Annotated in this window: 25 protein-coding genes and 1 tRNA gene; 16 read left to right on the forward strand and 10 right to left on the reverse strand. The window is 60.2% G+C overall.

Annotated features, from left to right (window positions below; all coding sequences use genetic code 11):
- Positions 1 to 75 precede the first annotated feature (75 nt).
- On the forward strand, positions 76 to 774 hold the full coding sequence (ung, locus tag ACA058_RS06885) for a uracil-DNA glycosylase (RefSeq protein ID WP_497638430.1): 699 nt from the start codon (positions 76 to 78) through the stop codon (positions 772 to 774).
- 113 nt (positions 775 to 887) lie between these two features.
- On the opposite strand, the gene ACA058_RS06890 is transcribed toward ung, so the two are convergent.
- From ACA058_RS06890 to ACA058_RS06905, 4 genes are read right to left on the reverse strand one after another with little or no spacing between them, the layout of a single operon-like run.
- The gene (locus tag ACA058_RS06890) at positions 888 to 1,922 is read right to left on the reverse strand and encodes an AbrB family transcriptional regulator (RefSeq protein ID WP_497638431.1); all 1,035 of its coding nucleotides are present in this window, start codon (positions 1,920 to 1,922) and stop codon (positions 888 to 890) included.
- The gene (locus ACA058_RS06895) at positions 1,915 to 3,429 is read right to left on the reverse strand and encodes a tripartite tricarboxylate transporter permease (protein WP_497638432.1); all 1,515 of its coding nucleotides are present in this window, start codon (positions 3,427 to 3,429) and stop codon (positions 1,915 to 1,917) included. The genes ACA058_RS06890 and ACA058_RS06895 overlap by 8 nt, the downstream gene beginning before the upstream one ends.
- Position 3,430: 1 nt before the next feature.
- Positions 3,431 to 3,889 (reverse strand): tripartite tricarboxylate transporter TctB family protein, encoded by a 459-nt coding sequence (locus ACA058_RS06900; RefSeq protein ID WP_497638434.1) that lies wholly within the window; start codon positions 3,887 to 3,889, stop codon positions 3,431 to 3,433.
- 58 nt (positions 3,890 to 3,947) lie between these two features.
- The gene (locus ACA058_RS06905; protein WP_497638435.1) at positions 3,948 to 4,925 is read right to left on the reverse strand and encodes a Bug family tripartite tricarboxylate transporter substrate binding protein; all 978 of its coding nucleotides are present in this window, start codon (positions 4,923 to 4,925) and stop codon (positions 3,948 to 3,950) included.
- Between the two features lie 438 nt (positions 4,926 to 5,363).
- On the opposite strand from ACA058_RS06905, the gene ACA058_RS06910 reads away from it, so the two are divergent.
- Entirely contained in the window at positions 5,364 to 6,035 is a 672-nt protein-coding gene (locus ACA058_RS06910) for a response regulator (RefSeq protein WP_497638436.1), read from the forward strand.
- Positions 6,028 to 7,416, forward strand: a complete 1,389-nt coding sequence (locus ACA058_RS06915) for a sensor histidine kinase (RefSeq protein WP_497638437.1) — start codon at positions 6,028 to 6,030, stop codon at positions 7,414 to 7,416. Before ACA058_RS06910 ends, ACA058_RS06915 begins: the two co-directional genes overlap by 8 nt.
- A 108-nt stretch (positions 7,417 to 7,524) precedes the next feature.
- Here ACA058_RS06915 and ACA058_RS06920 read toward each other — a convergent pair whose 3' ends face one another.
- On the reverse strand, positions 7,525 to 8,346 hold the full coding sequence (locus ACA058_RS06920) for an HDOD domain-containing protein (protein ID WP_497638439.1): 822 nt from the start codon (positions 8,344 to 8,346) through the stop codon (positions 7,525 to 7,527).
- 36 nt (positions 8,347 to 8,382) lie between these two features.
- Positions 8,383 to 9,324: a CAF17-like 4Fe-4S cluster assembly/insertion protein YgfZ gene (ygfZ, locus tag ACA058_RS06925; protein ID WP_497638440.1), complete on the reverse strand. Its 942-nt coding sequence runs from the start codon at positions 9,322 to 9,324 to the stop codon at positions 8,383 to 8,385.
- A gap of 149 nt (positions 9,325 to 9,473) precedes the next feature.
- Here ygfZ and ACA058_RS06930 point away from each other — a divergent pair, with 149 nt between their 5' ends.
- Positions 9,474 to 9,728 (forward strand): FAD assembly factor SdhE, encoded by a 255-nt coding sequence (locus ACA058_RS06930; protein WP_007898624.1) that lies wholly within the window; start codon positions 9,474 to 9,476, stop codon positions 9,726 to 9,728.
- The gene (locus ACA058_RS06935; protein ID WP_497638441.1) at positions 9,712 to 10,164 is read left to right on the forward strand and encodes a protein YgfX; all 453 of its coding nucleotides are present in this window, start codon (positions 9,712 to 9,714) and stop codon (positions 10,162 to 10,164) included. Before ACA058_RS06930 ends, ACA058_RS06935 begins: the two co-directional genes overlap by 17 nt.
- On the opposite strand, the gene nadB is transcribed toward ACA058_RS06935, so the two are convergent.
- The gene (gene nadB / locus ACA058_RS06940) at positions 10,133 to 11,749 is read right to left on the reverse strand and encodes an L-aspartate oxidase (protein WP_497638442.1); all 1,617 of its coding nucleotides are present in this window, start codon (positions 11,747 to 11,749) and stop codon (positions 10,133 to 10,135) included. The two genes, ACA058_RS06935 and nadB, sit on opposite strands and share 32 nt — an antisense overlap.
- Positions 11,750 to 12,306: 557 nt before the next feature.
- On the opposite strand from nadB, the gene rpoE reads away from it, so the two are divergent.
- The 4 genes from rpoE (at position 12,307) to ACA058_RS06960 (ending at position 16,081) form a co-directional block, all read left to right on the forward strand.
- Positions 12,307 to 12,888, forward strand: coding sequence for an RNA polymerase sigma factor RpoE/AlgU (rpoE, locus tag ACA058_RS06945; RefSeq protein ID WP_003172477.1), 582 nt, complete (start codon positions 12,307 to 12,309; stop codon positions 12,886 to 12,888).
- A 31-nt stretch (positions 12,889 to 12,919) separates the two neighbouring features.
- Positions 12,920 to 13,507, forward strand: a complete 588-nt coding sequence (locus ACA058_RS06950; RefSeq protein WP_497638443.1) for a sigma-E factor negative regulatory protein — start codon at positions 12,920 to 12,922, stop codon at positions 13,505 to 13,507.
- Between the two features lie 8 nt (positions 13,508 to 13,515).
- The gene (locus ACA058_RS06955) at positions 13,516 to 14,475 is read left to right on the forward strand and encodes a MucB/RseB C-terminal domain-containing protein (RefSeq protein WP_497638444.1); all 960 of its coding nucleotides are present in this window, start codon (positions 13,516 to 13,518) and stop codon (positions 14,473 to 14,475) included.
- Between the two features lie 178 nt (positions 14,476 to 14,653).
- Positions 14,654 to 16,081 carry a DegQ family serine endoprotease gene (locus ACA058_RS06960; RefSeq protein WP_497638445.1) on the forward strand — a complete coding sequence of 476 codons (1,428 nt, stop codon included), beginning with the start codon at positions 14,654 to 14,656 and terminating at the stop codon, positions 16,079 to 16,081.
- Positions 16,082 to 16,145: 64 nt separating this feature from the next.
- Here ACA058_RS06960 and ACA058_RS06965 read toward each other — a convergent pair whose 3' ends face one another.
- Positions 16,146 to 17,579, reverse strand: a complete 1,434-nt coding sequence (locus ACA058_RS06965; protein WP_497638446.1) for a M48 family metalloprotease — start codon at positions 17,577 to 17,579, stop codon at positions 16,146 to 16,148.
- Between the two features lie 98 nt (positions 17,580 to 17,677).
- On the opposite strand from ACA058_RS06965, the gene ACA058_RS06970 reads away from it, so the two are divergent.
- Together ACA058_RS06970 and ACA058_RS06975 are read left to right on the forward strand one after the other, a co-directional pair.
- Complete coding sequence (locus ACA058_RS06970) at positions 17,678 to 17,917, forward strand: sulfurtransferase TusA family protein (protein WP_020797803.1); 240 nt, start codon at positions 17,678 to 17,680, stop codon at positions 17,915 to 17,917.
- A 31-nt stretch (positions 17,918 to 17,948) separates the two neighbouring features.
- Positions 17,949 to 19,019 carry an AI-2E family transporter gene (locus tag ACA058_RS06975; protein WP_497638448.1) on the forward strand — a complete coding sequence of 357 codons (1,071 nt, stop codon included), beginning with the start codon at positions 17,949 to 17,951 and terminating at the stop codon, positions 19,017 to 19,019.
- A 143-nt stretch (positions 19,020 to 19,162) separates the two neighbouring features.
- Here ACA058_RS06975 and ACA058_RS06980 read toward each other — a convergent pair whose 3' ends face one another.
- Both ACA058_RS06980 and ACA058_RS06985 read right to left on the reverse strand, forming a co-directional pair.
- A complete protein-coding gene (locus ACA058_RS06980) occupies positions 19,163 to 19,636 on the reverse strand; it encodes a peroxiredoxin (protein WP_497638449.1) in 474 nt (157 codons plus the stop codon).
- A 10-nt stretch (positions 19,637 to 19,646) separates the two neighbouring features.
- Entirely contained in the window at positions 19,647 to 20,207 is a 561-nt protein-coding gene (locus tag ACA058_RS06985) for a glycine cleavage system transcriptional repressor (RefSeq protein WP_497638450.1), read from the reverse strand.
- 330 nt (positions 20,208 to 20,537) lie between these two features.
- Here ACA058_RS06985 and dapA point away from each other — a divergent pair, with 330 nt between their 5' ends.
- The 5 genes from dapA (at position 20,538) to ACA058_RS07010 (ending at position 24,228) form a co-directional block, all read left to right on the forward strand.
- Positions 20,538 to 21,416: a 4-hydroxy-tetrahydrodipicolinate synthase gene (gene dapA, locus ACA058_RS06990; RefSeq protein ID WP_110752523.1), complete on the forward strand. Its 879-nt coding sequence runs from the start codon at positions 20,538 to 20,540 to the stop codon at positions 21,414 to 21,416.
- Positions 21,417 to 21,433: 17 nt separating this feature from the next.
- Positions 21,434 to 22,549, forward strand: a complete 1,116-nt coding sequence (gene bamC / locus ACA058_RS06995) for an NlpB/DapX family lipoprotein (protein WP_497638451.1) — start codon at positions 21,434 to 21,436, stop codon at positions 22,547 to 22,549.
- Positions 22,550 to 22,553: 4 nt separating this feature from the next.
- Positions 22,554 to 23,312: an MBL fold metallo-hydrolase gene (locus ACA058_RS07000; protein WP_497638452.1), complete on the forward strand. Its 759-nt coding sequence runs from the start codon at positions 22,554 to 22,556 to the stop codon at positions 23,310 to 23,312.
- A gap of 28 nt (positions 23,313 to 23,340) precedes the next feature.
- Positions 23,341 to 24,054 carry a phosphoribosylaminoimidazolesuccinocarboxamide synthase gene (gene purC / locus ACA058_RS07005; RefSeq protein ID WP_497638453.1) on the forward strand — a complete coding sequence of 238 codons (714 nt, stop codon included), beginning with the start codon at positions 23,341 to 23,343 and terminating at the stop codon, positions 24,052 to 24,054.
- Positions 24,055 to 24,138: 84 nt separating this feature from the next.
- A tRNA-Ser gene (locus tag ACA058_RS07010) sits at positions 24,139 to 24,228 on the forward strand.
- Positions 24,229 to 24,267: the final 39 nt, after the last annotated feature.

Raw genomic sequence — 24,267 nt, forward strand, 5'->3', positions numbered from 1 at the left:
GATCGGCGTCAGATCAATTGACAAGCGTGATGGGCTTTCCTAGGGTGCGCCCCATTGTTTTTGCCGGATGTAACCATGACTGCTGACGACCGTATCAAACTCGAACCGAGCTGGAAGGAGGCACTGCGTGCCGAATTCGACCAGCCCTACATGGCAGAGTTGCGAAAATTCCTCCAGGACGAGCGGGCGGCGGGCAAGGAAATCTATCCGCCGGGCCCGATGATCTTCAACGCGCTCAATTCCACGCCGCTGGACAAGGTCAAGGTGGTCATTCTCGGCCAGGACCCCTATCACGGCCCAGGCCAGGCCCACGGCCTGTGCTTTTCGGTGCAACCGGGCGTGCCGGCGCCGCCGTCGCTGGTCAATATCTATAAAGAGTTGAAGCGCGACCTGAACATCGACATCCCCAGCCACGGCTACCTGCAAAGCTGGGCCGAGCAGGGCGTGTTGATGCTCAATACCACCATGACCGTGGAGCGTGCCAACGCCAACGCGCACAAGGACAAGGGTTGGCAGTTTTTCACCGACCGGATCATTGAAGTGGTCAGCCAGCAGCAGCCGCATCTGGTGTTCATGCTGTGGGGCGCCCATGCCCAGAGCAAACAGAAGCTGATCGATGCCACCAAGCACCTGGTGCTGACCTCGGTACACCCGTCACCGCTGTCGGCCTATCGTGGCTTCCTCGGGTGCGGGCACTTCAGCCGGACCAACAAGTTTCTGGAGCAGAATGGCGAGACGCCGATCGAGTGGCGGTTGCCGCCGGTCGTCTTGTGATCGTTCCCACGCTCTGCGTGGGAATGCCTCAACGGACGCTCCGCGTTCGGCTCTTGATTTGGGACGCGGAGCGTCCCGGGCTGCATTCCCACGCAGAGCGTGGGAACGATCAATTACTCAGGGTTTCGGTGCCAATACTTGAACAACGGCTCCGCCAGAAACAACACAAACAACAACCGCATCACCTGCATCGCCGTCACCAACGGCACCGACAGTTGCAAGGTTTCGGCCGTCAGGCTCATCTCGGCAATCCCGCCGGGCATCATGCCCAGCGTCAGCGAGCGCAAGTCCAGGTGGGTCAGCGCACTCAATCCCAGCGCAGCCACCGTGGCGATCAACATGGTCAGCACCGTGCCGATCAATGTCCGACCCATGAACGACGGCGCGCGACGGAAAAACTGCCGATTGAAGTGACACCCCAGACCGCTGCCAATCAGCCATTGGCCGATCTGGCTGCCGCCGTTGGGCAAGCCGATATGCAGGTCCCAACCGATGCTGACCGCTGCGCTCACCAGCAAGGGTCCGAACAGCCAGGGATTGGGTTGACGCAGGCGTTCCCAGATCCAGGCCGCCACCGCCCCTGCCGGAAACAACACCGCCAGCCAGCGCCAATCGATGCTGCCAGCGTGGGAAATCGGTGCGCCGTCACCCAGCAGGTATTTGAACGCTGCCGGTACGCAAAGTACCACCACCAGTACCCGCAAACTCTGTCCCGCCGCCACCCGACTGAGCACCGCGCCATTGCGTGCGCCGAGGTTGACCATCTCCCCGGAACCGCCGGGCATGCTGGAAAAAAATGCAGTGGCGCGATCTTCACCGGTGCGGCGCATCAGCCAGACCCCGACCACCGCCGAGAGGCTGGTGACCAACGCACCGAAGAAGATCAAACCGAAATGACTCAGCACCTGCTCCATCACCACCGGGGTGAAGTGCAGGCCGATGCCGATACCGACGATCCACTGGCCGCACTTGCGCCCGCCAGGGATTTCCGCCAATTGCCAGGGTGTCAGGCAGCGCACCAGGATAATCGCCAACAACGAGCCGACCATCCACGGCAGCGGCCAGCCGACCTGGCTGGCGAGATATCCGCCCAGCAGGCCGACCAGCGGGGTACCCCACCAGGCTTTGAACGGTGTTCGATCAGGCATCGGCGATAACGCGCCGTGCCACCGAACGTTTGCGCCAGATCCGCACAATGGGCACCAGTAGCATGACCCCGATCAACGCCCAGACACCGACGGAGATCCCGCTCGACCAGAGAATGTCCAGCGAACCGTTGGAGATCGACAAGGCCCGACGCAGGTTCTGCTCCATCAAGCCACCGAGGATGAAACCCAGCAGCACCGGCGACAACGGGAAGTCCAGCTTGCGCAGGATGTAGCCGAAGATGCCGATACCGATCATCAGGAACAGGTCGAAGGTGGTGGCATGCACGGCGTAGACGCCGATGGCGGTAATGATCGCGATCATCGGCACCAGCGCCCAGTTCGGCACGGCGAGGATTTTGGTGAAGATGCGGATCATCGGAATGTTGAGGATCACCAGCATGATGTTGGCGATAAACAACGACGCGATCAGACCCCAGACGATGTCCGGTTGCTGTTGGAACAGCAGTGGCCCCGGTGTGATGTTGTACAGCGACAGTGCACCAATCATCACCGCCGTGGTGCCCGAGCCGGGAACGCCGAGGGTCAGCATCGGCACCAGCGCGCCGCAGGCTTCTGCGCCGATGGCGGTTTCCGGGGCAGCCAGACCGCGTTTGTCGCCCTGGCCGAATTTACCACTGGGGCCAGCTATGCGTTTTTCGGTCATGTAGGCCACGGCGCTGGCCAGCGTCGCACCGGCACCTGGCAGTACGCCCATGATGAAGCCGAGCACACCGCAACGCATGTTCACCCAGAATACCGAGGCAGCTTCCTTGAAGTTGAACAGCATGCGTCCGGTGGCCTGGAAGGCTTCCTGCCCACGGTGGGTTTTTTCCAGCAGCAACAGGATTTCGCTGATGGAGAACAGGCCCAGCACCAACACCACGAATTGAATGCCGTCGGTGAGGTGGATGTTGTCGCCGGTAAAGCGGTACACACCGCTGTTGGCGTCAATGCCGACCGTCGACAGAAACAGCCCGATCAGCGCGGCGATAAAAGTCTTTAGCGGACGATCGCCGGCCATGCCGCCGAGACAGACAATCGCAAACACCATCAGCACGAAGTACTCCGCCGGGCCGAAGGCAATCGCCCATTTCGCCAGCATCGGCGCGAACACCACCATCCCGCAGGTGGCAATGAAAGCGCCGATGAACGAACTCCACGCCGACAGCGACAACGCTACGCCGGCCAGACCCTGACGGGCCATCGGGTAGCCGTCGAGTGTGGTCATCACGGTGGAGGCTTCGCCCGGAATGTTCAGCAGGATCGAACTGATCCGGCCGCCGTATTCACACCCCAGATAAACCGCTGCCAGCAGGATCAGCGCCGACTCCGGCGGCAGGCCCAGCGCGAAGGCGATCGGGATCAGCAACGCCACGCCATTGATCGGGCCCAGTCCCGGAAGCAGGCCGACGACCGTACCGATCAGCGTGCCGCTGAGTGCGGTCACCAGGTTGTAAGGGGTTAGTGCAACGCCGAAGCCGTGACTCAAATAACCAAGCGTATCCATATCAGTTCTCCAGAACGTCGAGCAGGCCCAGAGGCAGTGGCACGTCCATGACTTTGTCGAACAGCAGGTACAGACCGACGCTCATCAGGCTGATGATCACGGCGCCCGGCAACCAGCGTCCACCGTACAGGCGCGCCATCGGAATGCCGACCAGCATGCTGCTGAGGATAAAGCCCAAGGGTTCGAACAGCCCGGCGAAGACCAGCAGCAACAGCACGCAAACACCAATCTTGGTCAGGGTTTCGCGATCCATCGGTGGATCTTCATCGGTGTGCTTGATTACCGAGGGGCGATACACCATGTACACCAGCGCCAGGCCCATCAGCCCCAGCATCAGCAGGGGGAAGGCGCGCGGGCCGATCGGTTCGTAGGAAAAAGGTGCCTGGTAGGGCCAGGCCATCGCCACGAGGCTCAGGCAGGCCAGCAACAGCACCGAAGCAAAAATGCGTTGTAAGAGCATGGGGAACTCCTGGGTCACGGCTGCGCAATCGCCAGCCGTGACCGCTAGACAGAGACGATCACTGGATCAGGCCGAACTCTTTGGCCAGCACTTTGTAGTCCGCCACCTGCTTCTTCACGTAGGTGTCCAGCTCCGGGCCGGTCATGGCGAACGGGAACAGTTCACGCTGATCGCGCAGCTTGGCGAACTCGGGGGATGCCAGCAGTTTGTCGAAGGAGTCCTTCCACCAGGCGTAGTCTTCATCGCTGACTTTTGGCCCGAGGTAGAAACCACGCACCACCGGCCAGACGATGTCGTAGCCTTGTTCCTTGGCGGTCGGAATGTCTTTCATTTCCGGCTCGTCCAGGCGCTTTTCGGAGAACACCGCCAGCAGACGCATGTCGCCGCTCTGGATGTGCGGCATGGAGTCGGAGATGTCGGTGCTGCCGACCTGAATGTGGCCGCCGAGCAGGGCGGTGGCGATTTCGCCGCCGCCTTCGAGAGCCACGTAACGCAGGTCACGCGGGTTGATCCCGGCGGCCTTGGCGATCAGGGCGGTCTGCATCCAGTCCTGACTGCCGACGGTGCCGCCGGAACCGATCACCACTTTGCTCGGATCTTTCTTCAGCGCCTGGACCAGATCGTCCAGGGTCTTGTAGGGCGAATCGCTTTTCACCGCAATGGCGCCGTAGCTGGTGCCGACGGCGGCCAGCCAGCGCACGTTGGTTTCATCGAAACGACCGAACTTGCCCTGGGCCAGGTTCAGCAGCGAACCGCTGGACCAGGCCACCAGCGTGCCGGCATCCGCCGGGCGCTGGGCGACCACTGCGTTGTAAGCCACCGCGCCGACACCGCCGGGCATGTAGGTCACGCGCATCGGCTTGGTCAGCAGTTTTTCGTTGATCAGCGCGCTTTGCGCCAGTTTGCAGGTCAGGTCGAAACCACCGCCGGGCGAGGCCGGGGCGATGCATTCCGGGCGTTTGGGCTCGGCCATCAGTTGGCCGGCAAACAGCACGCAGCTGGCGGCGAGGGCGAAACGGCGCAGTGATCGATTCATTTTTGTCTCCACAGGAGTTTTTGTTTTTCGGGATGATTCAGGTGCGACGATTTCGCGCGGTGCCGGAGCATTCAAATCCGCAGGGACTGAACGACGAGCAGCCGGCTTCGGCGCTGGCAAGCATAAACGACGGGAATTGCAGGGAAGGGCGATACGGGCAAGCCTGGAGCTGTGTGGACAGCATGGTGCAGTACCTCGGTTATTGTTCTTATTGGCGAAAACGCTTCATGGCGTTTTTCGGGAGCTACATTTCACAGCAGGTGCAAACGAGGGTTGGAACGTCAAGTCGAAACATTCCGTAACCTGACTCTAACCACTCAACCTTTCGCTAACCTTTCATCGGGCTTTCAAGGTTTTTCGGGCTTCACAGCGGCGGAGGCCGCTGTAAACTCCGCGCCAAAGAATGGCGTCGACCATCCCTGAACGAGGTAATGATCCATGCGTGTCCTGCTCGTCGAAGACCATCTGCAGCTCGCTGAAAGCGTCGCCCAGGCGCTCAAGAGCACCGGCTTGACCGTGGATGTGCTGCACGACGGCGTGGCAGCCGACCTGGCGCTGGGCAGCGAGGAATACGCCATGGCGATTCTCGACGTCGGCCTGCCGCGCATGGATGGTTTCGAAGTGCTGGCGCGCCTGCGTGCCCGGGGCAAGAACCTTCCGGTGTTGATGCTGACCGCCCGCAGCGACGTCAAGGATCGGGTCCATGGCCTGAACCTGGGCGCCGACGACTACCTGGCCAAACCTTTCGAACTCACCGAGCTTGAAGCCCGGGTCAAGGCCTTGCTACGCCGCAGCGTGTTGGGTGGCGAACGCCTGCAGCGCTGTGGTGTGCTGGCCTACGACCTGGAGACCCGGCGCTTTACCCTCGGTGAGGAACTGCTGACCCTGACCTCCCGCGAGCAAGCGGTACTCGAAGCCCTGATCGCCCGTCCCGGTCGGGTGATGAGCAAGGAGCAACTGGCTTCACAGGTCTTCGGCCTGGACGAGGAGGCCAGTCCCGACGCCATCGAAATCTACGTACACCGCTTGCGCAAGAAACTCGACGGCAACCCGGTGGCCATCGTGACGTTCCGCGGTCTCGGTTATTTGCTGGAAAGCCGTGATGCATAAGGCCAGCAGCCTGCGCTGGCGGTTGTTGTGGAACCTGGCGCTGTTGCTGGTGGTATTGATGCTGGCCAGTGGCCTGAGCGCTTACTGGAACGGTCGCGAAGCGGCCGACACTGCTTATGACCGGACGTTGCTGGCATCAGCGCGGACCATCGCCGCCGGCCTGTCCGAGCGTGATGGCAGCCTCAGTCTGGACGTGCCTTACGTGGCCCTCGATACGTTCGCCTACGACAGTGCGGGGCGGATTTTCTACCTGGTCAACGACATCAACCAAAAGCTGATCTCCGGCTATGAAAATCTGCCGCCGCCGCCACCCGGTACGCCGCGCACCGACAACTACCCGGCGCTGGCGCGTTTTTACAACGCGACTTACCAGGGGCAGAACGTGCGCGTGGTCAGTCTGCTCAAGGCGGTCAGCGAACCGAACATGAACGGCATGGCGGAAATCCGCGTGGCGGAGACCGATGAGGCCCGCGTCAGCATGGCCCGCAGCCTGGCCGGCGATACCTTGCTGCGCCTGGGCATGCTGGCGGTCGGGGCACTGATGATCGTGTGGTTTGCGGTCAGTGCGGCGCTGCGTCCGCTGGAGCGTTTGCGTACGGCGGTGGAGGAGCGTCAGCCGGATGACCTGCGGCCGTTGCCCCTGGTCGAAGTGCAACGCGAGTTGTGGCCACTGGTGCGTGCGCTCAATCACTTCACCGAGCGTCTGCGCGGGCAGTTCGAGAAGCAGGCGCAATTCATCGCCGATGCCGCCCACGAATTGCGCACGCCGTTGGCGGCACTCAAGGCTCGGCTGGAATTGGGCTTGCGCTCGAGCGAGCCGCAAACCTGGCGCAGCACGCTGGAAACCGCCGCCCAGGGCACTGATCGCCTGACCCATCTGGCCAATCAATTGCTCTCGCTGGCAAGAGTTGAAAATGGCGCCAGGGCGATTGCCGAGGGCGGCGCGCAATTGCTCGACCTCAGTCAATTGGCGCGTGAGCTGGGCATGGCCATGGCGCCGCTGGCCCATAAGCGCGGCGTGGCCCTGGCGCTGGAAGCTGACGAACCGGTCTGGTTGCGCGGCGAACCGACGCTGCTAAACGAACTGTTGAGCAATCTGGTGGATAACGCGCTGGCCCATACGCCGGCGGGTGGCAACGTGATTTTGCGGGTTTCGGCCCCGGCGGTGCTGGAGGTTGAGGATGATGGGCCGGGGATTCCCCTTGATGAGCGTGATCGAGTGTTCGAGCGCTTTTACCGGCGCAATCAGCAGGTGGCCGGGTCGGGGTTGGGTTTGGCGATTGTCGGCGAGATCTGCCGCGCGCACCTGGCTCAGATCAGCCTGCATGATGGGGAGCGGGCGGGGTTGAAGGTGCGGGTGAGTTTTATAGCCAGGGAGTGATGGTGTTTGTTCTGGCCTCTTCGCGAGCAGGCTCGCTCCCACAGGGATTTGTGGCGCTATCCAATGTGGGAGCGAGCCTGCTCGCGAATGGGGCGACGCGGTGTTTGATCAGTAAAACATCAAACGCGTTTCTTCCAGATCTTCGCACATCGCCTTGTTATCCGGATCGATCCCGAGCTTGGTGAAGGCCGGCACGCTGAAAGGATCAATGCGCGAGATCGGATGATCTGTGTCTTTGTGGCAGTACAGGCTGGCCACCTGAACCAGATCGACATAATCGACCTGCGCGGATTGTCGCTTGAAGTCCAGGTAGAGCTGCGGCACCTGCACCAGCGGCTCCGGAAACTCCCAGACCCGCAGCAGTTTGTCGCCGAGCAACGGATGAATGTGGTCGATCACATGATTGAGGCTGACCGGATCGGACAGCAGTTCATAGTGATCTTCGGCGTAAGTCAGGATCGGCAATACCCCGATCTGGTGCACCAGCCCGCCAAGGGCCGCCTGATCAGGCTTGAGCTGGGTGTAGTTGCGGCACAGCGCATAGCTGACGCCGGCGATTTCCAGGCTTTTGCGCCAGACATCGCGCATTTTCTGTTCCACTACCTCGGAACGGGCATGGAAAATCTGTTCCATGACCAGGCCGATGGCCAGGTTGCTGCTGTAGTTGATGCCCAGGCGCGTGATCGCCGTGTGCAAATCGGTGACTTCCTGCGCCGCGCGCAGCAGTGGGCTATTGACCACCTTGATCAGGCGCGCCGACAGCGCGGCATCGCGGCCAATCACTTTGCTCAAGCTACTGATACTGATTTCCGGGTCTTCGGCGGCCTTGCGAATCTGCAAAGCCACTTCCGGTAACGTTGGCAGAACCAGGTCATCGTTATCGATGGCCTCAACCAAATCCTGTTGGACCTTTTCCGCCAGCTCACTCATTACGCTTCTCTAGGTGTTGCAAAAAAAGTACGGCGTTTAACGCTGGATTTCGCGATCGCGGTCCAGTGGGTACGGCAGGTCGAGCAAGTGCAGGGCCGGTCCGTCGAGTGCGCCCAGATGAATGTCGCCGCCTTCTGCCGCTTCGGCTTGCAACACGGCCAACAATTCAATGTGACTGGCGGCATCGGCGGCCAGCACTACTTCACCGATCGAACTGCCGTGACTCGGGGCAAACAGCTGGGTGCCGGGTTCCGGTAGTTCGCTGGCATCCAGTCGCAGGCGATACAGGCGGCGCTTGAGTTTGCCCAGGTACTGCATGCGCGCGACGATTTCCTGGCCGGTGTAGCAGCCTTTCTTGAAACTCACGCCGCCGACGGCTTGCAGATTGAGCATTTGCGGGATGAACAGCTCACGGGTGCTTGGCATCACCTGGCCGATCCCTGCACGGACCTGGCCCAGTAGCCATTGATTGAGCTCACCTACGCTCAGCAGGGCAGACAGCTGGCCCTTGATATCATCGGCTTGATCGGCGGCAACCCATAGCTCGGCGCGTTCGGGCGAGACGCGAACGGCGATCAAGCCGACATGGCGCGCGACGCTGTCGGTGTCTGCCGGCAGTTCAAGGCCGAGGCTTTTCAATGCACCATCGCCATGCTCGACGCCGAAGCGAACCCAGGCAGGGCTTTCATCGGTCAGTTTGGACTTGGAAAACACCGCGTATTTTTTCAGGTCCGCCAATTGCGGTTCGAGCAACTCGCTGGCCATGGCCAGGAGCACGCCATCACCTTCAAGCAGGATGCGGAAGCTCGACTGCATCCGGCCTTTCTGCGTGCAACGCGCGCCGAGGCTGGCCCGGGTGTCGCTCAGGTAATTGAGGTTGCAGGTCAGTTGGCCTTGCAGGAACTTGCCGGCGTCCGCGCCGCGGACCGCCAGAACACCTTCATGAGACAGCGTGCAGAAAAAAGCAGAATCGGCCATGGGTCATCGCAGGGTAAAGAGTCTGGCGGACATGATAAGGGGCTGCCCTTGAAATGGGTAGTTCACAAAGGATCGTCGGTGCCCGACCAAAGCCGACTGTTCGATGGGGCGCGGGGCTGTATACTTGCGGCCTATTTGAGGAGCGCTCCATGGTCGAAGATGTTGAACTGAATCGCCTCTACTGGCACAGCCGCCGCGGCATGCTTGAGCTTGACGTGTTGCTGGTGCCGTTTGTGAAAGAGGTTTATCCGCACCTCAACGAAGTTGATCGCGCCTGCTACGTCAGGCTGCTCGAATGCGAAGATCAGGACATGTTCGGCTGGTTCATGGAGCGCGCCGAATCGGAAGATCCGGAGCTTCAGCGCATGGTTCGCATGATCCTGGATCGTGTCCAGCCCAAGTAATGGCTTCGAATGCCGCTGGCATGCCTCACGGCAGTTGCTGGCGGCGTATCTTGTGGCCCAGCTGTTCGCGCTGGGTTCGTTGTTTTTGCTCGCCATACCGCTGTGGGCCAGTCTGCCCGGTGCCTTGTGCTGTCTGTTGCACGGCGCCTGGATGCTGCCTCGACAGATACTACTGACGCACCCACAGGCTTTTCGCGGCTTGCGTCGTGACGCCGATGGCTGGCAATTATGGAATCAGGCGCGGGGATGGCAGCCGGTGCAACTGCGTCCGGACAGCCTGGCGCTGCCATTGGCGGTGGTGTTGCGTTTTCGTCTGCGCGGCGAGCGGCGCGTCAGGACCCTTTGCGTGCCCCGGGATTCGCAGGCGGCGGATCTGCACCGACGCCTGCGAGTGCGGCTCAAGTTCAGTCGGCGTAGGTGGGCGGCACCAGAATAGTGTCCCGGGCGACCGGCAGCATGTTCGGGTAGTCGAGGGTGTAGTGCAGGCCGCGACTCTCCTTGCGCTCCATGGCTGAAATGATCATCAGCTCGGCCACCTGGGCCAGGTTGCGCAATTCGATCAAATCACGACTGACCTTGTAGTTGCTGTAGAACTCGTCGATTTCGTCGAGCAACAGACGCACCCGGTGTTGCGCCCGTTGCAGGCGCTTGTTGGTGCGCACGATGCCGACGTAGTCCCACATGAATCGCCGCAGCTCATCCCAGTTGTGCGCAATGATAACGTCTTCATCGGAATCGGTAACCTGGCTCGCGTCCCAGATGGGCAGGGCAACAGGTGCCGACACCTGTGGCAACTGTTCCAGGATGTCCGCCGCTGCCGAGCGGGCGTAGACGAAGCACTCCAGCAATGAGTTGCTGGCCATGCGGTTGGCACCGTGCAGGCCGGTGAAGCTGGTTTCGCCAATCGCGTAGAGCCCTGGCACGTCGGTGCGACCTTGCTGGTCGACCATGACGCCGCCACAGGTGTAATGCGCCGCCGGCACCACCGGGATCGGTTGTTTGGTGATGTCGATGGAAAATTCGAGGCAGCGTTCGTACACCGTCGGGAAGTGCGACTTGATGAACGCTTCGGACTTGTGGCTGATGTCCAGGTACACGCAGTCGACGCCAAGTCGCTTCATCTCATGGTCGATGGCCCGGGCGACGATGTCCCGTGGCGCCAGTTCCGCCCTGGGGTCGAAGCGCTGCATGAAGCGTTCGCCATTGGGCAGCTTCAGGTGCGCACCTTCTCCGCGCAGGGCTTCGGTGATCAGGAAACTCTTGGCTTGCGGGTGATACAGGCAGGTGGGGTGGAACTGGTTGAATTCCAGATTCGCCACCCGGCAGCCCGAGCGCCAGGCCATGGCGATGCCATCACCGCAGGCGCCGTCGGGGTTGCTGGTATAGAGGTAGACCTTGGCTGCGCCACCGGAGGCGAGGATCACGAAACGGGCGCCGTAGGTGTCGACTTCCCCGGTGCCGCGATTGAGCACGTAGGCACCCAGGCAGCGATCGCCTTCAAGACCCAGGCGCTTTTCGGTAATCAGGTCGACCGCGACCCGCTGTTCCAGCAACTCGATGTTGGGCCGTTGTTGGGCCTGGGTGAGCAGCGTTCTGAAAATCGCCGCGCCGGTGGCGTCGGCTGCATGGATGATGCGGCGATGGCTGTGACCGCCTTCACGGGTCAGGTGGAATTCGAATCCGCCATCTTCGGTGCCGGACTGTTCGTCGCGGGTGAACGGCACGCCCTGGTCGATCAGCCATTGAATGGCCTCTTTGCTGTGCTCGACGGTAAAGCGCACGGCGTCTTCGTGACACAACCCGCCGCCGGCGTCGAGGGTGTCATCGACGTGGGACTCGACGGTGTCGGTGTCATCCAGAACCGCGGCGACCCCTCCCTGGGCCCAGAACGTCGAGCCATTGGCGAGGTCGCCTTTGCTCAGTACGGCGATGCGCAAATGACCGGGCAAGGTCAGCGCAAGGCTCAAGCCGGCAGCACCGCTGCCAATTACCAGGACATCGTGTTGAAACTGTTGGCTCATTTCAGGATTCCGCTCAAAGCGCCCCGGGTCGGGGTAGGCGCCAGACATCTGGACAGGCATGCCCGGCAGCCGCACAGCCCACTAGTATATAGAGGGGGGGAGCGGCACAATAGCCGAGCCGATATGGCATTGTGAAACTACTGTGACGGAAAACTGCTGTCGCTTCGTCGGATGTTTTTTCCATTGGTTCGGCGACAAGCGAACTGTATCGTGGATTTAACACTCTTTTTCGCTTCGGGGTTGCACAATGTCGGTTCTGCGCAGCTATAAATATTTGGAACTTTTGCCAAAGGCCCAAGATCAATAGACGGTTGCCTGAATCAAGGGACAGTGTCGGTTTCATCGCAGGATCGCGGTTGGATCCTTGCCGGTCAAACCGATGACAAGATTATTCGCGCAGCCGGGGAATCTCGCGCTGCGTTTTTCGTGCGTGCCGAATCAGAGCCCGCAGGAAACTTGCCTGGAGGGGGAGAACTTTTGCGAAAAGCCCGAGTCTATGTTTGCAAGCCCGGTCATTTAGTAATGCAAGCCTCCTCCGAGCTTATCGAGGAGTGTTCATGCTAACCCAGGAAGAGGATCAGCAGCTGGTCGAACGCGTTCAGCGCGGCGACAAGCGTGCATTCGATCTGCTAGTGCTGAAATACCAGCACAAAATTCTCGGGTTGATCGTGCGTTTCGTGCACGACACCCATGAAGCCCAGGATGTAGCGCAGGAAGCCTTCATAAAGGCCTATCGCGCACTTGGTAATTTTCGCGGAGACAGCGCGTTTTATACGTGGCTTTACCGCATCGCCATCAACACGGCGAAGAACTATCTGGTTTCACGCGGCCGTCGGCCGCCGGATAGCGATGTCAGTTCCGAGGATGCAGAGTTCTACGATGGCGATCATGGCCTCAAGGACCTCGAGTCGCCAGAACGGGCTTTGCTGCGGGATGAGATCGAAGGCACCGTCCATCGAACCATTCAGCAACTGCCAGAAGATTTGCGTACGGCTTTAACTTTACGTGAATTCGATGGTCTGAGTTACGAGGACATTGCGAGCGTCATGCAGTGTCCGGTGGGTACCGTGCGCTCCCGGATCTTCCGCGCCCGGGAGGCCATCGATAAAGCCCTGCAGCCGTTGTTGCAGGAAAACTAAAGACAGCGGCGACAGCCAAGAGAGGAACGCCATGAGTCGTGAAGCCCTGCAGGAATCGCTGTCCGCAGTGATGGATAACGAAGCGGACGAATTGGAATTGCGTCGGGTATTGAATGCCTTCGACGATGTTGAAACCCGTGAAACCTGGGCTCGTTATCAGATCGCTCGGGCGGTGATGCACAAGGATCTCCTGCTGCCACGCCTGGATATTGCCGCGGCTGTTTCTGCTGCATTGGCTGACGAAGCCGTACCGGCAAAAGCCACCCGTGGTCCATGGCGCAGCCTGGGTCGTCTGGCCGTTGCCGCATCGGTGACCCTGGCGGTATTGGCAGGTGTTCGTCTGTACAACCAGGACGAGATCGCTGGTGTCGAGCTGGCGCAGCAATCCACCCAACCAGGCCTGGCCGTTCCTCAAGTCAAGGGTCCGGCTGTTCTGGCAGGCTACAATGAGAGTTCGGAAGCCACCGGCCCCATGGCCAATGGCGTATTGCAAGGTCAGCCAGGCTTGAACGATCAGCGTCTGCCAGGCTACTTGCGCCAACATGCTCAACAGGCTGCACTGAAAGGTACTGAGAGCGCTCTGCCTTACGCTCGTGCAGCAAGCCTGGAAAACCGTTAAGGAGGATCATGCGCGCCATACCTCTACTTACGCTTTTGCTCAGTGGCTGGTTCGTTGTTCCAGCCCACGCCGATGAGGCTCAAGACTGGTTGACCCGTCTGGGCCAGGCCGAGCAGCAGCAAAGCTTTCAAGGTACTTTTGTCTACGAGCGTAACGGTAGTTTTTCTACCCACAACATCTGGCACCGCGTCCAGGATGGCAAGGTCCGCGAGCGCTTGATCCAGCTCGATGGAACTGCTCAGGAAGTCGTGCGCGTTGATGGGCATACTCAATGCGTCAGCGGCAACCTGATGGCAGGGGTTGGGGATTCCTCCAGCTCCGCAGCTCGTGCACTTGATCCACAAAAGCTCAAGAATTGGTATGACCTTGCTGTCATCGGCAAGTCGCGCGTCGCTGGGCGCCCGGCAGTGATTGTCTCATTGACCCCGCGTGACCAGCACCGCTACGGTTTTGAACTGCATCTGGATAAAGAAACCGGCCTGCCTCTGAAGTCATTGCTATTGGATGACAAAGGGCGGCTGCTCGAGCGCTTCCAGTTCACTCGACTCGATCCCGCCGCAGTTCCGTCCGACAGTGACCTGCAGCCCGGTTCCGATTGCAAGAAGGTCTTGGTCGACAGCGACAAGGCTTCCACAGTCAAGGACGCGCGAGTCTGGCATTCCGATTGGTTGCCGCCGGGCTTCGAACTGACCAGTAGTTCGGCTCGCAAGGATCCAGAGACCAAGGCTCTGGTCAACAGCCTGATGTATGACGATGGCCTCGCCCGGTTTTCAGTGTTCCTCGAGCCTTTGAGTGGTTCTGGGGCCGCCGACACCCGTACTCAACTAGGGCCAACCGTTGCCGTTTCCCGGCGCTTGAGCACACCTCAAGGCGAGATGATCGTGACTGTCGTGGGCGAGATCCCGATCGGCACCGCTGAACGGATTGCCTTATCCATGCGCACCGACGCCACTGCGACCCAGCAGTGATGCGCAGTCGAAATGTTTCGTGAACATTTCAATTTGCAAATCCCCCCAGAATTTTTTATAGGTCAGAGCCCCTCGGCTCTGGCCTTGTTTGTTGTTCCCGGAACAAAAATACCGGCGTATCTTTCCCGGTGTTCCTTGCTCCATATCGCTTAACCATGCTCGTCGTAACGGGAGCCGTATGTCGATACCACGCTTGAAGTCTTACCTCTCCATTTTTGCCACCGTGCTGGTGCTCGGTCAGGCGGTCGCTGTTCAAGCGGTCGAATTGCCTGACTTCACGCAACTGGTCGAACAGGCGTCGCCTGCGGTGGTGAACATCAGCACTACGCAAAAACTGCCTGACCGCAAAGTGAACCAGCAGATGCCTGACCTCGAAGGCTTGCCGCCGATGCTGCGCGAGTTTTTCGAACGCGGCATGCCGCCGCAGCCTCGATCGCCCCGAGGCGATCGCCAACGCGAAGCGCAATCGTTGGGTTCGGGTTTCATCATTTCGCCTGACGGCTACATCCTGACCAATAATCATGTGATCGCCGATGCCGACGAAATCCTCGTACGTCTGTCCGACCGCAGTGAAATGAAGGCCAAGCTGATCGGCACCGATCCGCGATCCGATGTGGCGTTGCTGAAAATCGAAGCCAAGGATCTTCCGGTCCTGAAACTGGGCAAATCCCAGGATCTGAAAGCCGGGCAATGGGTCGTGGCCATCGGCTCGCCGTTCGGCTTCGACCATACCGTGACCCAGGGCATCGTCAGTGCCGTCGGTCGCAGCCTGCCGAATGAAAACTATGTGCCGTTCATCCAGACCGACGTGCCGATCAACCCGGGTAACTCGGGTGGGCCGCTGTTCAACCTCAATGGTGAGGTGGTCGGGATCAACTCGCAGATCTACACCCGATCTGGCGGCTTCATGGGCGTATCGTTCGCGATCCCTATCGACGTGGCGATGGACGTTTCCAATCAGCTGAAAGCCGGTGGCAAGGTCAGCCGTGGCTGGTTGGGAGTGGTGATCCAGGAAGTGAACAAGGATCTGGCCGAATCGTTCGGCCTGGAAAAGCCGGCCGGTGCACTGGTCGCTCAGATCCAGGATGACGGCCCGGCTGCCAAGGGTGGGCTGCTGGTAGGTGATGTGATCCTGACCATGAATGGTCAGCCGATCGTCATGTCCGCCGATCTGCCACACCTGGTGGGCGCATTGAAGGCGGGCTCCAAGGCCAATCTGGAAGTGATCCGCGAAGGCAAGCGCAAGAATGTCGAGCTGACTGTTGGCGCTATCCCGGAAGAAGGCAAGGAGCTGGACAACCTGCCACAGTCGAGTATCGAGCGCAGCAGCAACCGCCTTGGCGTTTCCGTGGCCGAGCTGACGGACGAACAGAAGAAAACCTACGAACTCAAGGGTGGCGTGGTGATCAAGGAGGTCCAGGACGGTCCTGCTTCGATGATCGGCCTGCAGCCAGGCGATATCATCACTCACCTGAACAATCAGGCGATCGGTTCGGCCAAGGAGTTCACGGACATCGCCAAAGCGTTGCCCAAGAACCGCTCGGTGTCGATGCGCGTACTGCGTCAGAACCGTGCGAGCTTCATCACCTTCAAGCTGGCTGAATAATCCGCTGGTCGGCTGAATGAAAAACCGCCTCGAAAGAGGCGGTTTTTTTTGGTGCGCAAACCTGTCAGCCCATCATGTCCTTGATCATGCGCTCCTGCTCCATCAGCTCTCGCTGGCGGGCATCGATTCGCGATGACAGCGGGAAATTGGTACCCGCCTTGCGCTTGGCAAAATCCAGTTGCTGGATGGCCTGGCGATAGTCGCCCACCAGCGCGAAATACTCGGCGCGCGCCTGGTGCAGGCCGATGATATTGCCTGACAGGCCGCGGGTTTCGGCAACCTGATACCACACGTCCGGATCGTCCGGGCGCGATTTGAGCAGGCCTTCGAGGGCCTTTTCGGCATCGGCGGCGCGGTTCTGTTTCAGCAGCAGGTCGACGCGTACCTGGTTCAGCGGATAATTGCCGGGGTATTGCGTCAGCAACCGGTCAACCCTGGACTGTGCATCCGGCAGGCGATTGTTGGTAATGTCCAGATCGACCTGAGCGAGGTTGTAGATGATCTCGTTCGGGGCTTTGGCCAGCAGCAACTTGAGGTTTTCCCGTGCTTCGTTCAGCTGGCCGCCCTTGATCTGGGCGATCGCAAGGCCGTAGCGAGCCGCATCGTTTTTTGGATTTTCTTCCAGCAGGGCGCGAAAGCGCTTGGCGCCCAGGCCTGGGGTTTCTTCATAGATCAGCTGAACCCGTGTACGAATCAACTGATAACGCAGGGTATCTTCGATACCGCCTTTTGAGGCCTGCTCGGCACGGTTGCGGGTGTCGGCGATCCGCGATTCGGTGACCGGGTGAGTCAGCAGGAATTCCGGTGGCTTGGCGTCGAAGCGGTACTGACGCCCCAGGCGTTCGAACATGGTTGGCATGGAGCGCGGGTCGTAGCCGGCCTTTTCTAGATTGAGGATACCGATGCGGTCGGCTTCCTGTTCGTTCTGGCGAGAGAATCGCCGCTGTTCCTGGATGGCTGCCGCCTGCGTCCCTGCAATCGCCGCAATACCGGCGTCGCCAGCACCGGCCGCCGCAATCACGATGCCGGCCAGCAACGCGGCCATCATCGGTACCTGCATGCGCTGCTGGGCCTCGACGCCACGGGCAAAGTGGCGCTGCGACAAGTGAGCCAATTCGTGAGCCAGTACCGAGGCATATTCACCTTCGGTCTGCGCATTGAGGAACAGGCCGCCATTGACCCCGACAATCCCGCCGGGCGCCGCGAATGCGTTGAGCTGTGGGCTGTTGATCAGGATGAACTCCAGGCGCCGGTCATTGACCTGGCTGGTCTCCACCAACCGGTAGACGCTGGATTCGACGTAATCCTTGAGCTGCGGGTCGTTGAGCTGCGCTACCTGGCTGCGCAACAGGGCAAGCCAGGCGCGGCCCAACTGGTACTCCTGTTGCGGCGAGACGATGGCAGAACTGGCGTCACCGAGTGACGGCAGGTCGTCGGCGAAGCCTGGTGAGGCAAGCAGGCAAGCGAGCGTCAGCAGGGTAGGGCGCAGAAAAGTCATGCACAAAGCCTTAGTCGACAAAGAGCTTACTGTAGCCGGACACCAGCCCTGCGACCAGATATTCTAGGCAACTCAACCACCTGAACCGGAGTGATGCAATGATCGACGCTGTAGCCCATGACGTTGAGCTCGACGCCAGTGGCCTCAATTGCCCGCTGCCGTTGCTCAAGGCCAAGATGGAACTCAACCGGATGGCCAGTGGCGCGGTGCTCAAGGTGATTGCCACCGATGCAGGTTCGCAGCGTGATTTCCGCACCTTTGCCCGATTGGCCGGTCATACGCTGCTTCGTGAAGAAGATGAAGCGGGCATCTACCGTTACTGGTTGAAAAAAGCCTGAAACCTGCAGCGTTCGTTCCTAAGGAATATTGATGTTCAAAGTGTTGCGCGACTGGATTCAGCGCTACTTCTCCGATGAAGAGGCCGTGGTTCTGGCGGTCCTGTTGTTCCTGGCATTCACCGCCGTGCTGACCTTGGGCGGCATGCTTGCGCCGGTGCTGGCCGGGATGGTGCTGGCCTACCTGATGCAGGGCCTGGTGGTGAGCCTGGAGCGAATGCGGGTGCCTGGCGGGGTCGCGGTGGGGCTGGTCTTCGCGCTGTTCATGGGGCTGCTGCTGGTGTTCATCGTGGTCGTGGTGCCTTTGCTCTGGCATCAACTGATCACCTTGTTCAACGAATTGCCCGGCATGCTCGCCAAATGGCAGACGCTGTTGTTGCTGCTGCCGGAGCGCTATCCGCATCTGGTGTCCGACGAGCAGGTGCTGCAAGCCATTGAAGTGGCGCGGGGCGAGATCGGCAAGTTTGGCCAATGGGCACTGACGTTTTCGCTGTCGAGCCTGCCGCTGCTGGTCAACATCATGATCTATCTGGTGCTGGTGCCGATCCTGGTGTTCTTCTTTCTCAAGGACCGGCAAATGATCGGCGAGTGGGTGCGCGGCTACCTGCCCCGTGAGCGGGCGCTGATCACCCGCGTCGCCCATGAGATGAACCGGCAGATCGCCAACTACATTCGTGGCAAGGTCATCGAGATTTTCATTTGTGGCGGGGTGACCTACGTCGCCTTTGTCGTCCTGGATCTCAACTATGCGGCGCTGCTGGCCTTGCTGGTGGGCATCTCGGTGGTCGTGCCCTACGTCGGGGCGGTGGTGGTGACCGTGCCTGTGTTCCTGATTGCGCTGTTCCAGTGGGGCTGGAGCGATCAGTTCATCTATTTGATGGCGGTCTACGGGATTATCCAGACGCTGGACGGCAACGTACTGGTGCCACTGTTGTTCTCGGAAGCCGTGAACCTGCATCCGGTGGCGATCATCTGCGCGGTGTTGTTGTTTGGCGGGCTGTGGGGCTTCTGGGGGGTGTTCTTTGCGATTCCCCTGGCGACGCTGTTCAAGGCTGTGCTGGATGCGTGGCCGCGCAAGGAACCCGTGGTGGCGCCGTTGCTTTAACTATCATCCCTGATCATTTCAGTGGGGCTGATGGCCTCTTCCCGAGCAGGCTCGGTCCCACAGTTGACCGAGTCGTCCAGTCATATCGGTTAACTGTGGGAGCGAGCCTGCTCGCGAAGGCGTCGGAACAGACGCCCAGTTAATCAGGCTTGGTTGAGGGCCTGGGCAGCCGCCAAAACCGCATCCACATGCCCCGGCACCTTCACGCCGCGCCATTCCTGACGCAACACTCCATCCTTGTCGATCAGGAAGGTGCTGCGATCCACGCCCATGTATTCCTTGCCATAGAGCTTTTTCAACTTGATCACATCAAACAGTTGGCAGAGCGCTTCTTCCTTGTCGCTGATCAGCTCGAAGGTGAATGCCTGCTTGGCCTTGAAGTTCTCATGGGACTTCAGGCTGTCGCGGGACACGCCGAACACTTCGGTGTTGGCGTTCTCGAAGGCGTCCAGCTGATCGCGAAAGCCCTGGCCCTGGGTGGTGCAGCCCGGCGTGCTGTCCTTGGGGTAGAAGTAGATCACTACCTGCTTGCCCTTGAGGTCTGCGAGACGGACGGTTTGCCCGCTGGTGGCGGATGCTTCGAAGTCGGCAACCGGTTGGTCGAGTGCAACGGCCATGAATGCTTCCTTACATTGGGTTCTGTGGGCGCCACGGTTCGATCAGGGCATCGAGGTTCAGCGCGTCGGCGAAGTCCAGGAACTGGTCGCGCAACCAGCTGATCTGCACACCGGCCGGCAAGGTCACGGTAAACGTGGCATTGAGCATGGTGCCGCCGGTCTGGGGTGCCTGATAGGTGTCACAGGTCAGGTTTTCCAGTTCGACATTGTGGTCCATGAAGAACTGGCACAGCTCGTTGATGATGTCCGAGCGGTAGGCAGAGCTGACATAAGCCACGTAGGGCAGGGCCTGGGGACGGTTCTCCAGGGCGGCGCTGCGCACCACATTGACGGTAAAAGCATGCCGTTTTGCCAGGGTGGGCAGGCTGCCTTCCAGACGAGCCAGGGCGTCCCAGCTGCCGGAGATTTCGAGGATCAGCGCACTGCATTCGCCATGACGCGTCAGGCGGGAGGTGACCACGGCGCAGCGGTTTTCATGGCTGGCGCGGCACAGGACGTTAGTCAGCTCCATGGGGTTGGCGCCGAGGGCACTGATGACAAGGAATTGTTCGCGAACTGTGGGGGTGGACATGCAGCATTCCTAAAGCGATGAGCGGTCGGTACTTCTGTCGGCTGGTTTTGCCAGGAGCGCGCCTGCGCATGCGAATTATCAAAGCCCCGGGCACAAGGTCGCAACGTGGCTCCAGAGTGACAGGAGCGGGGGTGGCAACGCTGGATCGGGGGCTTGTGATGTCGAAAACGGAGGCGCAAACCCGAAATACGAGCTTAGCAGTATCGATCAAAGTCTGAAGGGTAGCGAAAAGCGGCGCCAAGGGGAATGGCGGCAGCGCAGTACTTCGCTTGTGCAAGCATCTTGGCGCCAGTACCATTACGGCTCTCTTTTTCCGGCAGGAGCGGTTGCATGATTGCGGGCAGTATGGTGGCACTGGTCACACCCATGGATGCACAAGGTCGTCTCGACTGGGACAGCCTGAGCAAACTGGTGGACTTTCACCTGCAAAACGGCACCCACGCCATCGTGGCGGTCGGCACCACAGGTGAATCGGCCACTCTTGATGTGAGCGAACACATCGAAGTGATCCGTCGCGTTGTCAAGCAGGTCAACGGTCGCATTCCGGTCATCGCCGGCACCGGCGCCAACTCGACTCGCGAGGCGATCGAGCTGACCACCAATGCAAAGACCGCAGGCGCCGATGCTTGCCTGCTGGTCACGCCGTACTACAACAAGCCGACCCAGGAAGGCCTGTACCAGCACTTCAAGGCGATCGCCGAAGCCGTCGACATCCCGCAGATCCTTTACAACGTGCCAGGCCGCACCGCCTGCGACATGCTCGCCGAGACCGTGATCCGCCTGTCGAGCGTCAAGAACATCATCGGTATCAAGGAAGCCACCGGCGACCTGCAGCGCGCCAAGGCCATCATCGACGGTGTCGACAGCAACTTCCTGGTGATCTCCGGTGACGACGCTACCGCCGTCGAGCTGATCCTGCTGGGCGGCAAGGGCAACATTTCGGTAACGGCCAACGTCGCCCCGCGTGACATGGCCGACCTGTGCATTGCCGCGCTGAACGGCGAAGCCGAGAAGGCACGTGCCATTCACCAAAAGCTGATGCCACTCAATAAAACCCTGTTTATCGAATCCAATCCTATTCCCGTGAAATGGGCGCTGCATGAAATGGGCCTGATGCCGGACGGAATCCGTCTGCCGCTCACCTGGCTCAGCGCTGAATGTCACGAACCGCTGCGGCAGGCCATGCGCCAGTCCGGCGTCCTGGTTTAATTGAGGAAGTACAACGCATGAAGCGAATGGCCGGACTTTCCGCACTTGCCTTGATCATCTCCAGCACCAGTGGCTGTGGATGGGTCTGGGGCCCGGAAGGTTATTTCCGTGACCGTGGTAGCGATTACCTGGAAGCGCAACAGACTGCACCGATGCAACTTCCACCGGACATCACCACCGCCAAGCGTCTGGATCCGCTGTTGCCGATTCCGCGCAACGTCGCCGATGACACCGCCAAGGGCGAATACATCGTGCCTCGTCCGCAGCCGTTGACGGCCGCAGCCGACGCCAGTGCCTACTCCCTGCAAAAGAGCGGCGATACGCGTTCGATCCTGGCGCAGAACCCGCCAGCGGAAGCTTGGCCCGTGGCCGTACAGTTCTTCCAGGACAACGGTTTCCGCCTGGACGAACAACGTCCGCAAACCGGTGAATTCACCACCACCTGGCAGCGTGCCGACGAACTGTCCGCCGCCATGGCCAAGCGCCTGAGCGCGGCCGGTGTCAGCACTGACAGCGAAACCCGCGTGCGGGTACGCATCGAGCCAGGCGTACAGCGCAACACCAGTGAAATCTACGTGGTCAGCGCCGAGCGTCCTGCCGGCAGCACTGCCGACGTCGCCTTCACCAACCGTTCGGTCAACACTGGCCTGGACGCGGCACTGGTCGACGACATGCTGGCGAGCATGAGCCGTATCTCCGAGAAGGGCGGTTCGGTCTCCATGCTGGCCTCTCGCGATTCCGACGCGCCAAGTCGCGTCAGCCTCAGCGAAGACGGCAGCGGCAACCCGGTGCTGAACGTCGGTACCGACCTGGATCGTGCCTGGTCGAGCGTCGGTCGTGCGCTGGAGCAGGGCGAATGGCGCGTTGAAGACATCAACCGCAGCCTGGGCCTGTACTACATCAACATCGCTGAAAAAGCCGAGAAGAAGGACGACAAGCCAGGGTTCTTCAGCAGCCTGTTCGGCAGTGCGCCGAGCAAGGAAGAAGTCGAGTCCCGTGCCGAGCGCTATCAGGTTCGCCTGAGCAAGGTGGGCGACAGCGTCCAGGTCACCGTCGAGAAAAACATCAACACCGTGGCGCCGGCTGACGTGGCGCGAAAAGTGTTGAGCGTGATTCAGGACAACCTGGGCTGATCACATGCGTTTTGCCGTTCTCGGCAGCGGTAGCCAAGGGAATGGCACGCTGATAGCCAGCGCTGATACGTATGTGCTGGTGGATTGTGGTTTCTCCCTGCGGGAAACCGAAAAACGCTTGCTGCGCCTGGGTGTAGACCCTGCGCAGCTGAGCGCGATACTCGTGACCCACGAACATGCCGACCACGTGCATGGCGTGGGTTTGCTGTCTCGGCGTTACAATCTGCCTGTCTACCTCAGTCGCGGGACCCTGCGCGGGATGCGCAAACCGGTCGAGCCCGCGGGCTTCCTGGCCGGTGGCGAACTACTGCAGATCGGCGACTTGAGCATTGGTGTCATTGCCGTGGCCCACGATGCGCAGGAGCCGACGCAATACGTTTTCAGTGACGGTGAGCGGCGCTTCGGCCTGTTGACCGACCTGGGCTCGTATTGCGACAAGGTGCTGGACGGCTATCGCGACCTCGATGCATTGATGATCGAGGCCAACCATTGCCGGGACATGCTGGCTCGCGGTCATTACCCGTACTTTCTCAAGCAGCGGGTGGGCGGTGAACTGGGACATTTGAACAACCATCAGGCGGCATTCCTGGTGGCCGAGTTGGGCTGGAAAGACCTTCAACACCTGGTCCTGGCACATCTGAGCAGCAAGAACAACCTGCCGCGGCTGGCCCGGCAATGTTTTGTCGACACCCTCGGGTGCGACCCGGACTGGCTGCAACTGGCCGATCAAGATTCAGGGCTCGACTGGCGACACATCGCCTAGCCCACCTACTTAGCAAGCGGAGCCCATCATGGAAAAACGTGAAGAACTCTACCGCGGCAAAGCCAAATCGGTTTACAAGACCGACGACGCTAACCGCTTGATCCTGCTGTTTCGCAACGACACTTCGGCGTTCGACGGCAAGCGCATCGAACAGCTCGACCGCAAAGGCATGGTGAACAACAAGTTCAACGCCTTCATCATGCAGAAACTCGAAGCTGCCGGCGTGCCGACCCAATTCGACAAACTGCTGGGCGACAACGAATGCCTGGTGAAGAAGCTCGACATGATCCCGGTCGAGTGCGTCGTGCGTAACTACGCCGCCGGCAGCCTGGTCAAGCGCCTGGGCGTTGAAGAAGGTTTGAAGCTCAACCCTTACACCTTCGAACTGTTCCTGAAGGACGACGCCAAGGGCGACCCGTTCATCAATGAATCCCACGTCGTGGCGTTCGGTTGGGGCACTGCCGAGCAACTGGTGCGCATGAAAGAGCTGTCGCTCAAGGTCAACGAAGTCCTTAGCAAACTCTTCGACGACGCCGGCCTGCTGCTGGTCGACTTCAAACTGGAATTCGGCGTATTCCACGACGGCACCATCGTCCTGGGCGACGAATTCAGCCCGGACGGCTGCCGCCTGTGGGACAAGGCCACCAAGAAGAAAATGGACAAGGACCGCTTCCGCCAGGGCCTCGGTGACGTCATCGAAGCCTACGAAGAAGTCGCCAATCGTCTGGGTGTACCGCTTTAATCGACGCAAGCATCTGATAGCACAGAAAATATTTCGCTTAGGGGCTTCGCTTCCGGCAAAAGTGTTGTTATGATGCGCGCCGTTGGAGAGATGCCAGAGTGGCCGAATGGGACGGATTCGAAATCCGTTGTACCTTCACCGGTACCTAGGGTTCGAATCCCTATCTCTCCGCCATTATTGAATAAGACTAAGCCCCTGTAATCATTGATGATT

This window comes from Pseudomonas sp. LBUM1649 (assembly GCF_059716155.1).

What these genes read in the sequence shown, in the direction of transcription:
- ACA058_RS06915 (WP_497638437.1), top strand. Translation starts at nt 6,028, where the DNA reads ATGCATAAGGCCAGCAGCCTGCGCTGGCGGTTGTTGTGGAACCTGGCG.
- ACA058_RS06905 (WP_497638435.1), bottom strand. Translation starts at nt 4,925, where the DNA reads ATGAATCGATCACTGCGCCGTTTCGCCCTCGCCGCCAGCTGCGTGCTG.
- ACA058_RS06965 (WP_497638446.1), bottom strand. Translation starts at nt 17,579, where the DNA reads ATGACTTTTCTGCGCCCTACCCTGCTGACGCTCGCTTGCCTGCTTGCC.
- ACA058_RS06975 (WP_497638448.1), top strand. Translation starts at nt 17,949, where the DNA reads ATGTTCAAAGTGTTGCGCGACTGGATTCAGCGCTACTTCTCCGATGAA.
- bamC (WP_497638451.1), top strand. Translation starts at nt 21,434, where the DNA reads ATGAAGCGAATGGCCGGACTTTCCGCACTTGCCTTGATCATCTCCAGC.
- ACA058_RS07000 (WP_497638452.1), top strand. Translation starts at nt 22,554, where the DNA reads ATGCGTTTTGCCGTTCTCGGCAGCGGTAGCCAAGGGAATGGCACGCTG.
- dapA (WP_110752523.1), top strand. Translation starts at nt 20,538, where the DNA reads ATGATTGCGGGCAGTATGGTGGCACTGGTCACACCCATGGATGCACAA.
- ACA058_RS06960 (WP_497638445.1), top strand. Translation starts at nt 14,654, where the DNA reads ATGTCGATACCACGCTTGAAGTCTTACCTCTCCATTTTTGCCACCGTG.
- ACA058_RS06910 (WP_497638436.1), top strand. Translation starts at nt 5,364, where the DNA reads ATGCGTGTCCTGCTCGTCGAAGACCATCTGCAGCTCGCTGAAAGCGTC.
- ACA058_RS06895 (WP_497638432.1), bottom strand. Translation starts at nt 3,429, where the DNA reads ATGGATACGCTTGGTTATTTGAGTCACGGCTTCGGCGTTGCACTAACC.
- ACA058_RS06970 (WP_020797803.1), top strand. Translation starts at nt 17,678, where the DNA reads ATGATCGACGCTGTAGCCCATGACGTTGAGCTCGACGCCAGTGGCCTC.
- ACA058_RS06920 (WP_497638439.1), bottom strand. Translation starts at nt 8,346, where the DNA reads ATGAGTGAGCTGGCGGAAAAGGTCCAACAGGATTTGGTTGAGGCCATC.
- ung (WP_497638430.1), top strand. Translation starts at nt 76, where the DNA reads ATGACTGCTGACGACCGTATCAAACTCGAACCGAGCTGGAAGGAGGCA.
- rpoE (WP_003172477.1), top strand. Translation starts at nt 12,307, where the DNA reads ATGCTAACCCAGGAAGAGGATCAGCAGCTGGTCGAACGCGTTCAGCGC.
- ACA058_RS06955 (WP_497638444.1), top strand. Translation starts at nt 13,516, where the DNA reads ATGCGCGCCATACCTCTACTTACGCTTTTGCTCAGTGGCTGGTTCGTT.
- ACA058_RS06980 (WP_497638449.1), bottom strand. Translation starts at nt 19,636, where the DNA reads ATGGCCGTTGCACTCGACCAACCGGTTGCCGACTTCGAAGCATCCGCC.
- purC (WP_497638453.1), top strand. Translation starts at nt 23,341, where the DNA reads ATGGAAAAACGTGAAGAACTCTACCGCGGCAAAGCCAAATCGGTTTAC.
- nadB (WP_497638442.1), bottom strand. Translation starts at nt 11,749, where the DNA reads ATGAGCCAACAGTTTCAACACGATGTCCTGGTAATTGGCAGCGGTGCT.
- ACA058_RS06930 (WP_007898624.1), top strand. Translation starts at nt 9,474, where the DNA reads ATGGTCGAAGATGTTGAACTGAATCGCCTCTACTGGCACAGCCGCCGC.
- ACA058_RS06900 (WP_497638434.1), bottom strand. Translation starts at nt 3,889, where the DNA reads ATGCTCTTACAACGCATTTTTGCTTCGGTGCTGTTGCTGGCCTGCCTG.
- ACA058_RS06950 (WP_497638443.1), top strand. Translation starts at nt 12,920, where the DNA reads ATGAGTCGTGAAGCCCTGCAGGAATCGCTGTCCGCAGTGATGGATAAC.
- ACA058_RS06985 (WP_497638450.1), bottom strand. Translation starts at nt 20,207, where the DNA reads ATGTCCACCCCCACAGTTCGCGAACAATTCCTTGTCATCAGTGCCCTC.
- ygfZ (WP_497638440.1), bottom strand. Translation starts at nt 9,324, where the DNA reads ATGGCCGATTCTGCTTTTTTCTGCACGCTGTCTCATGAAGGTGTTCTG.
- ACA058_RS06890 (WP_497638431.1), bottom strand. Translation starts at nt 1,922, where the DNA reads ATGCCTGATCGAACACCGTTCAAAGCCTGGTGGGGTACCCCGCTGGTC.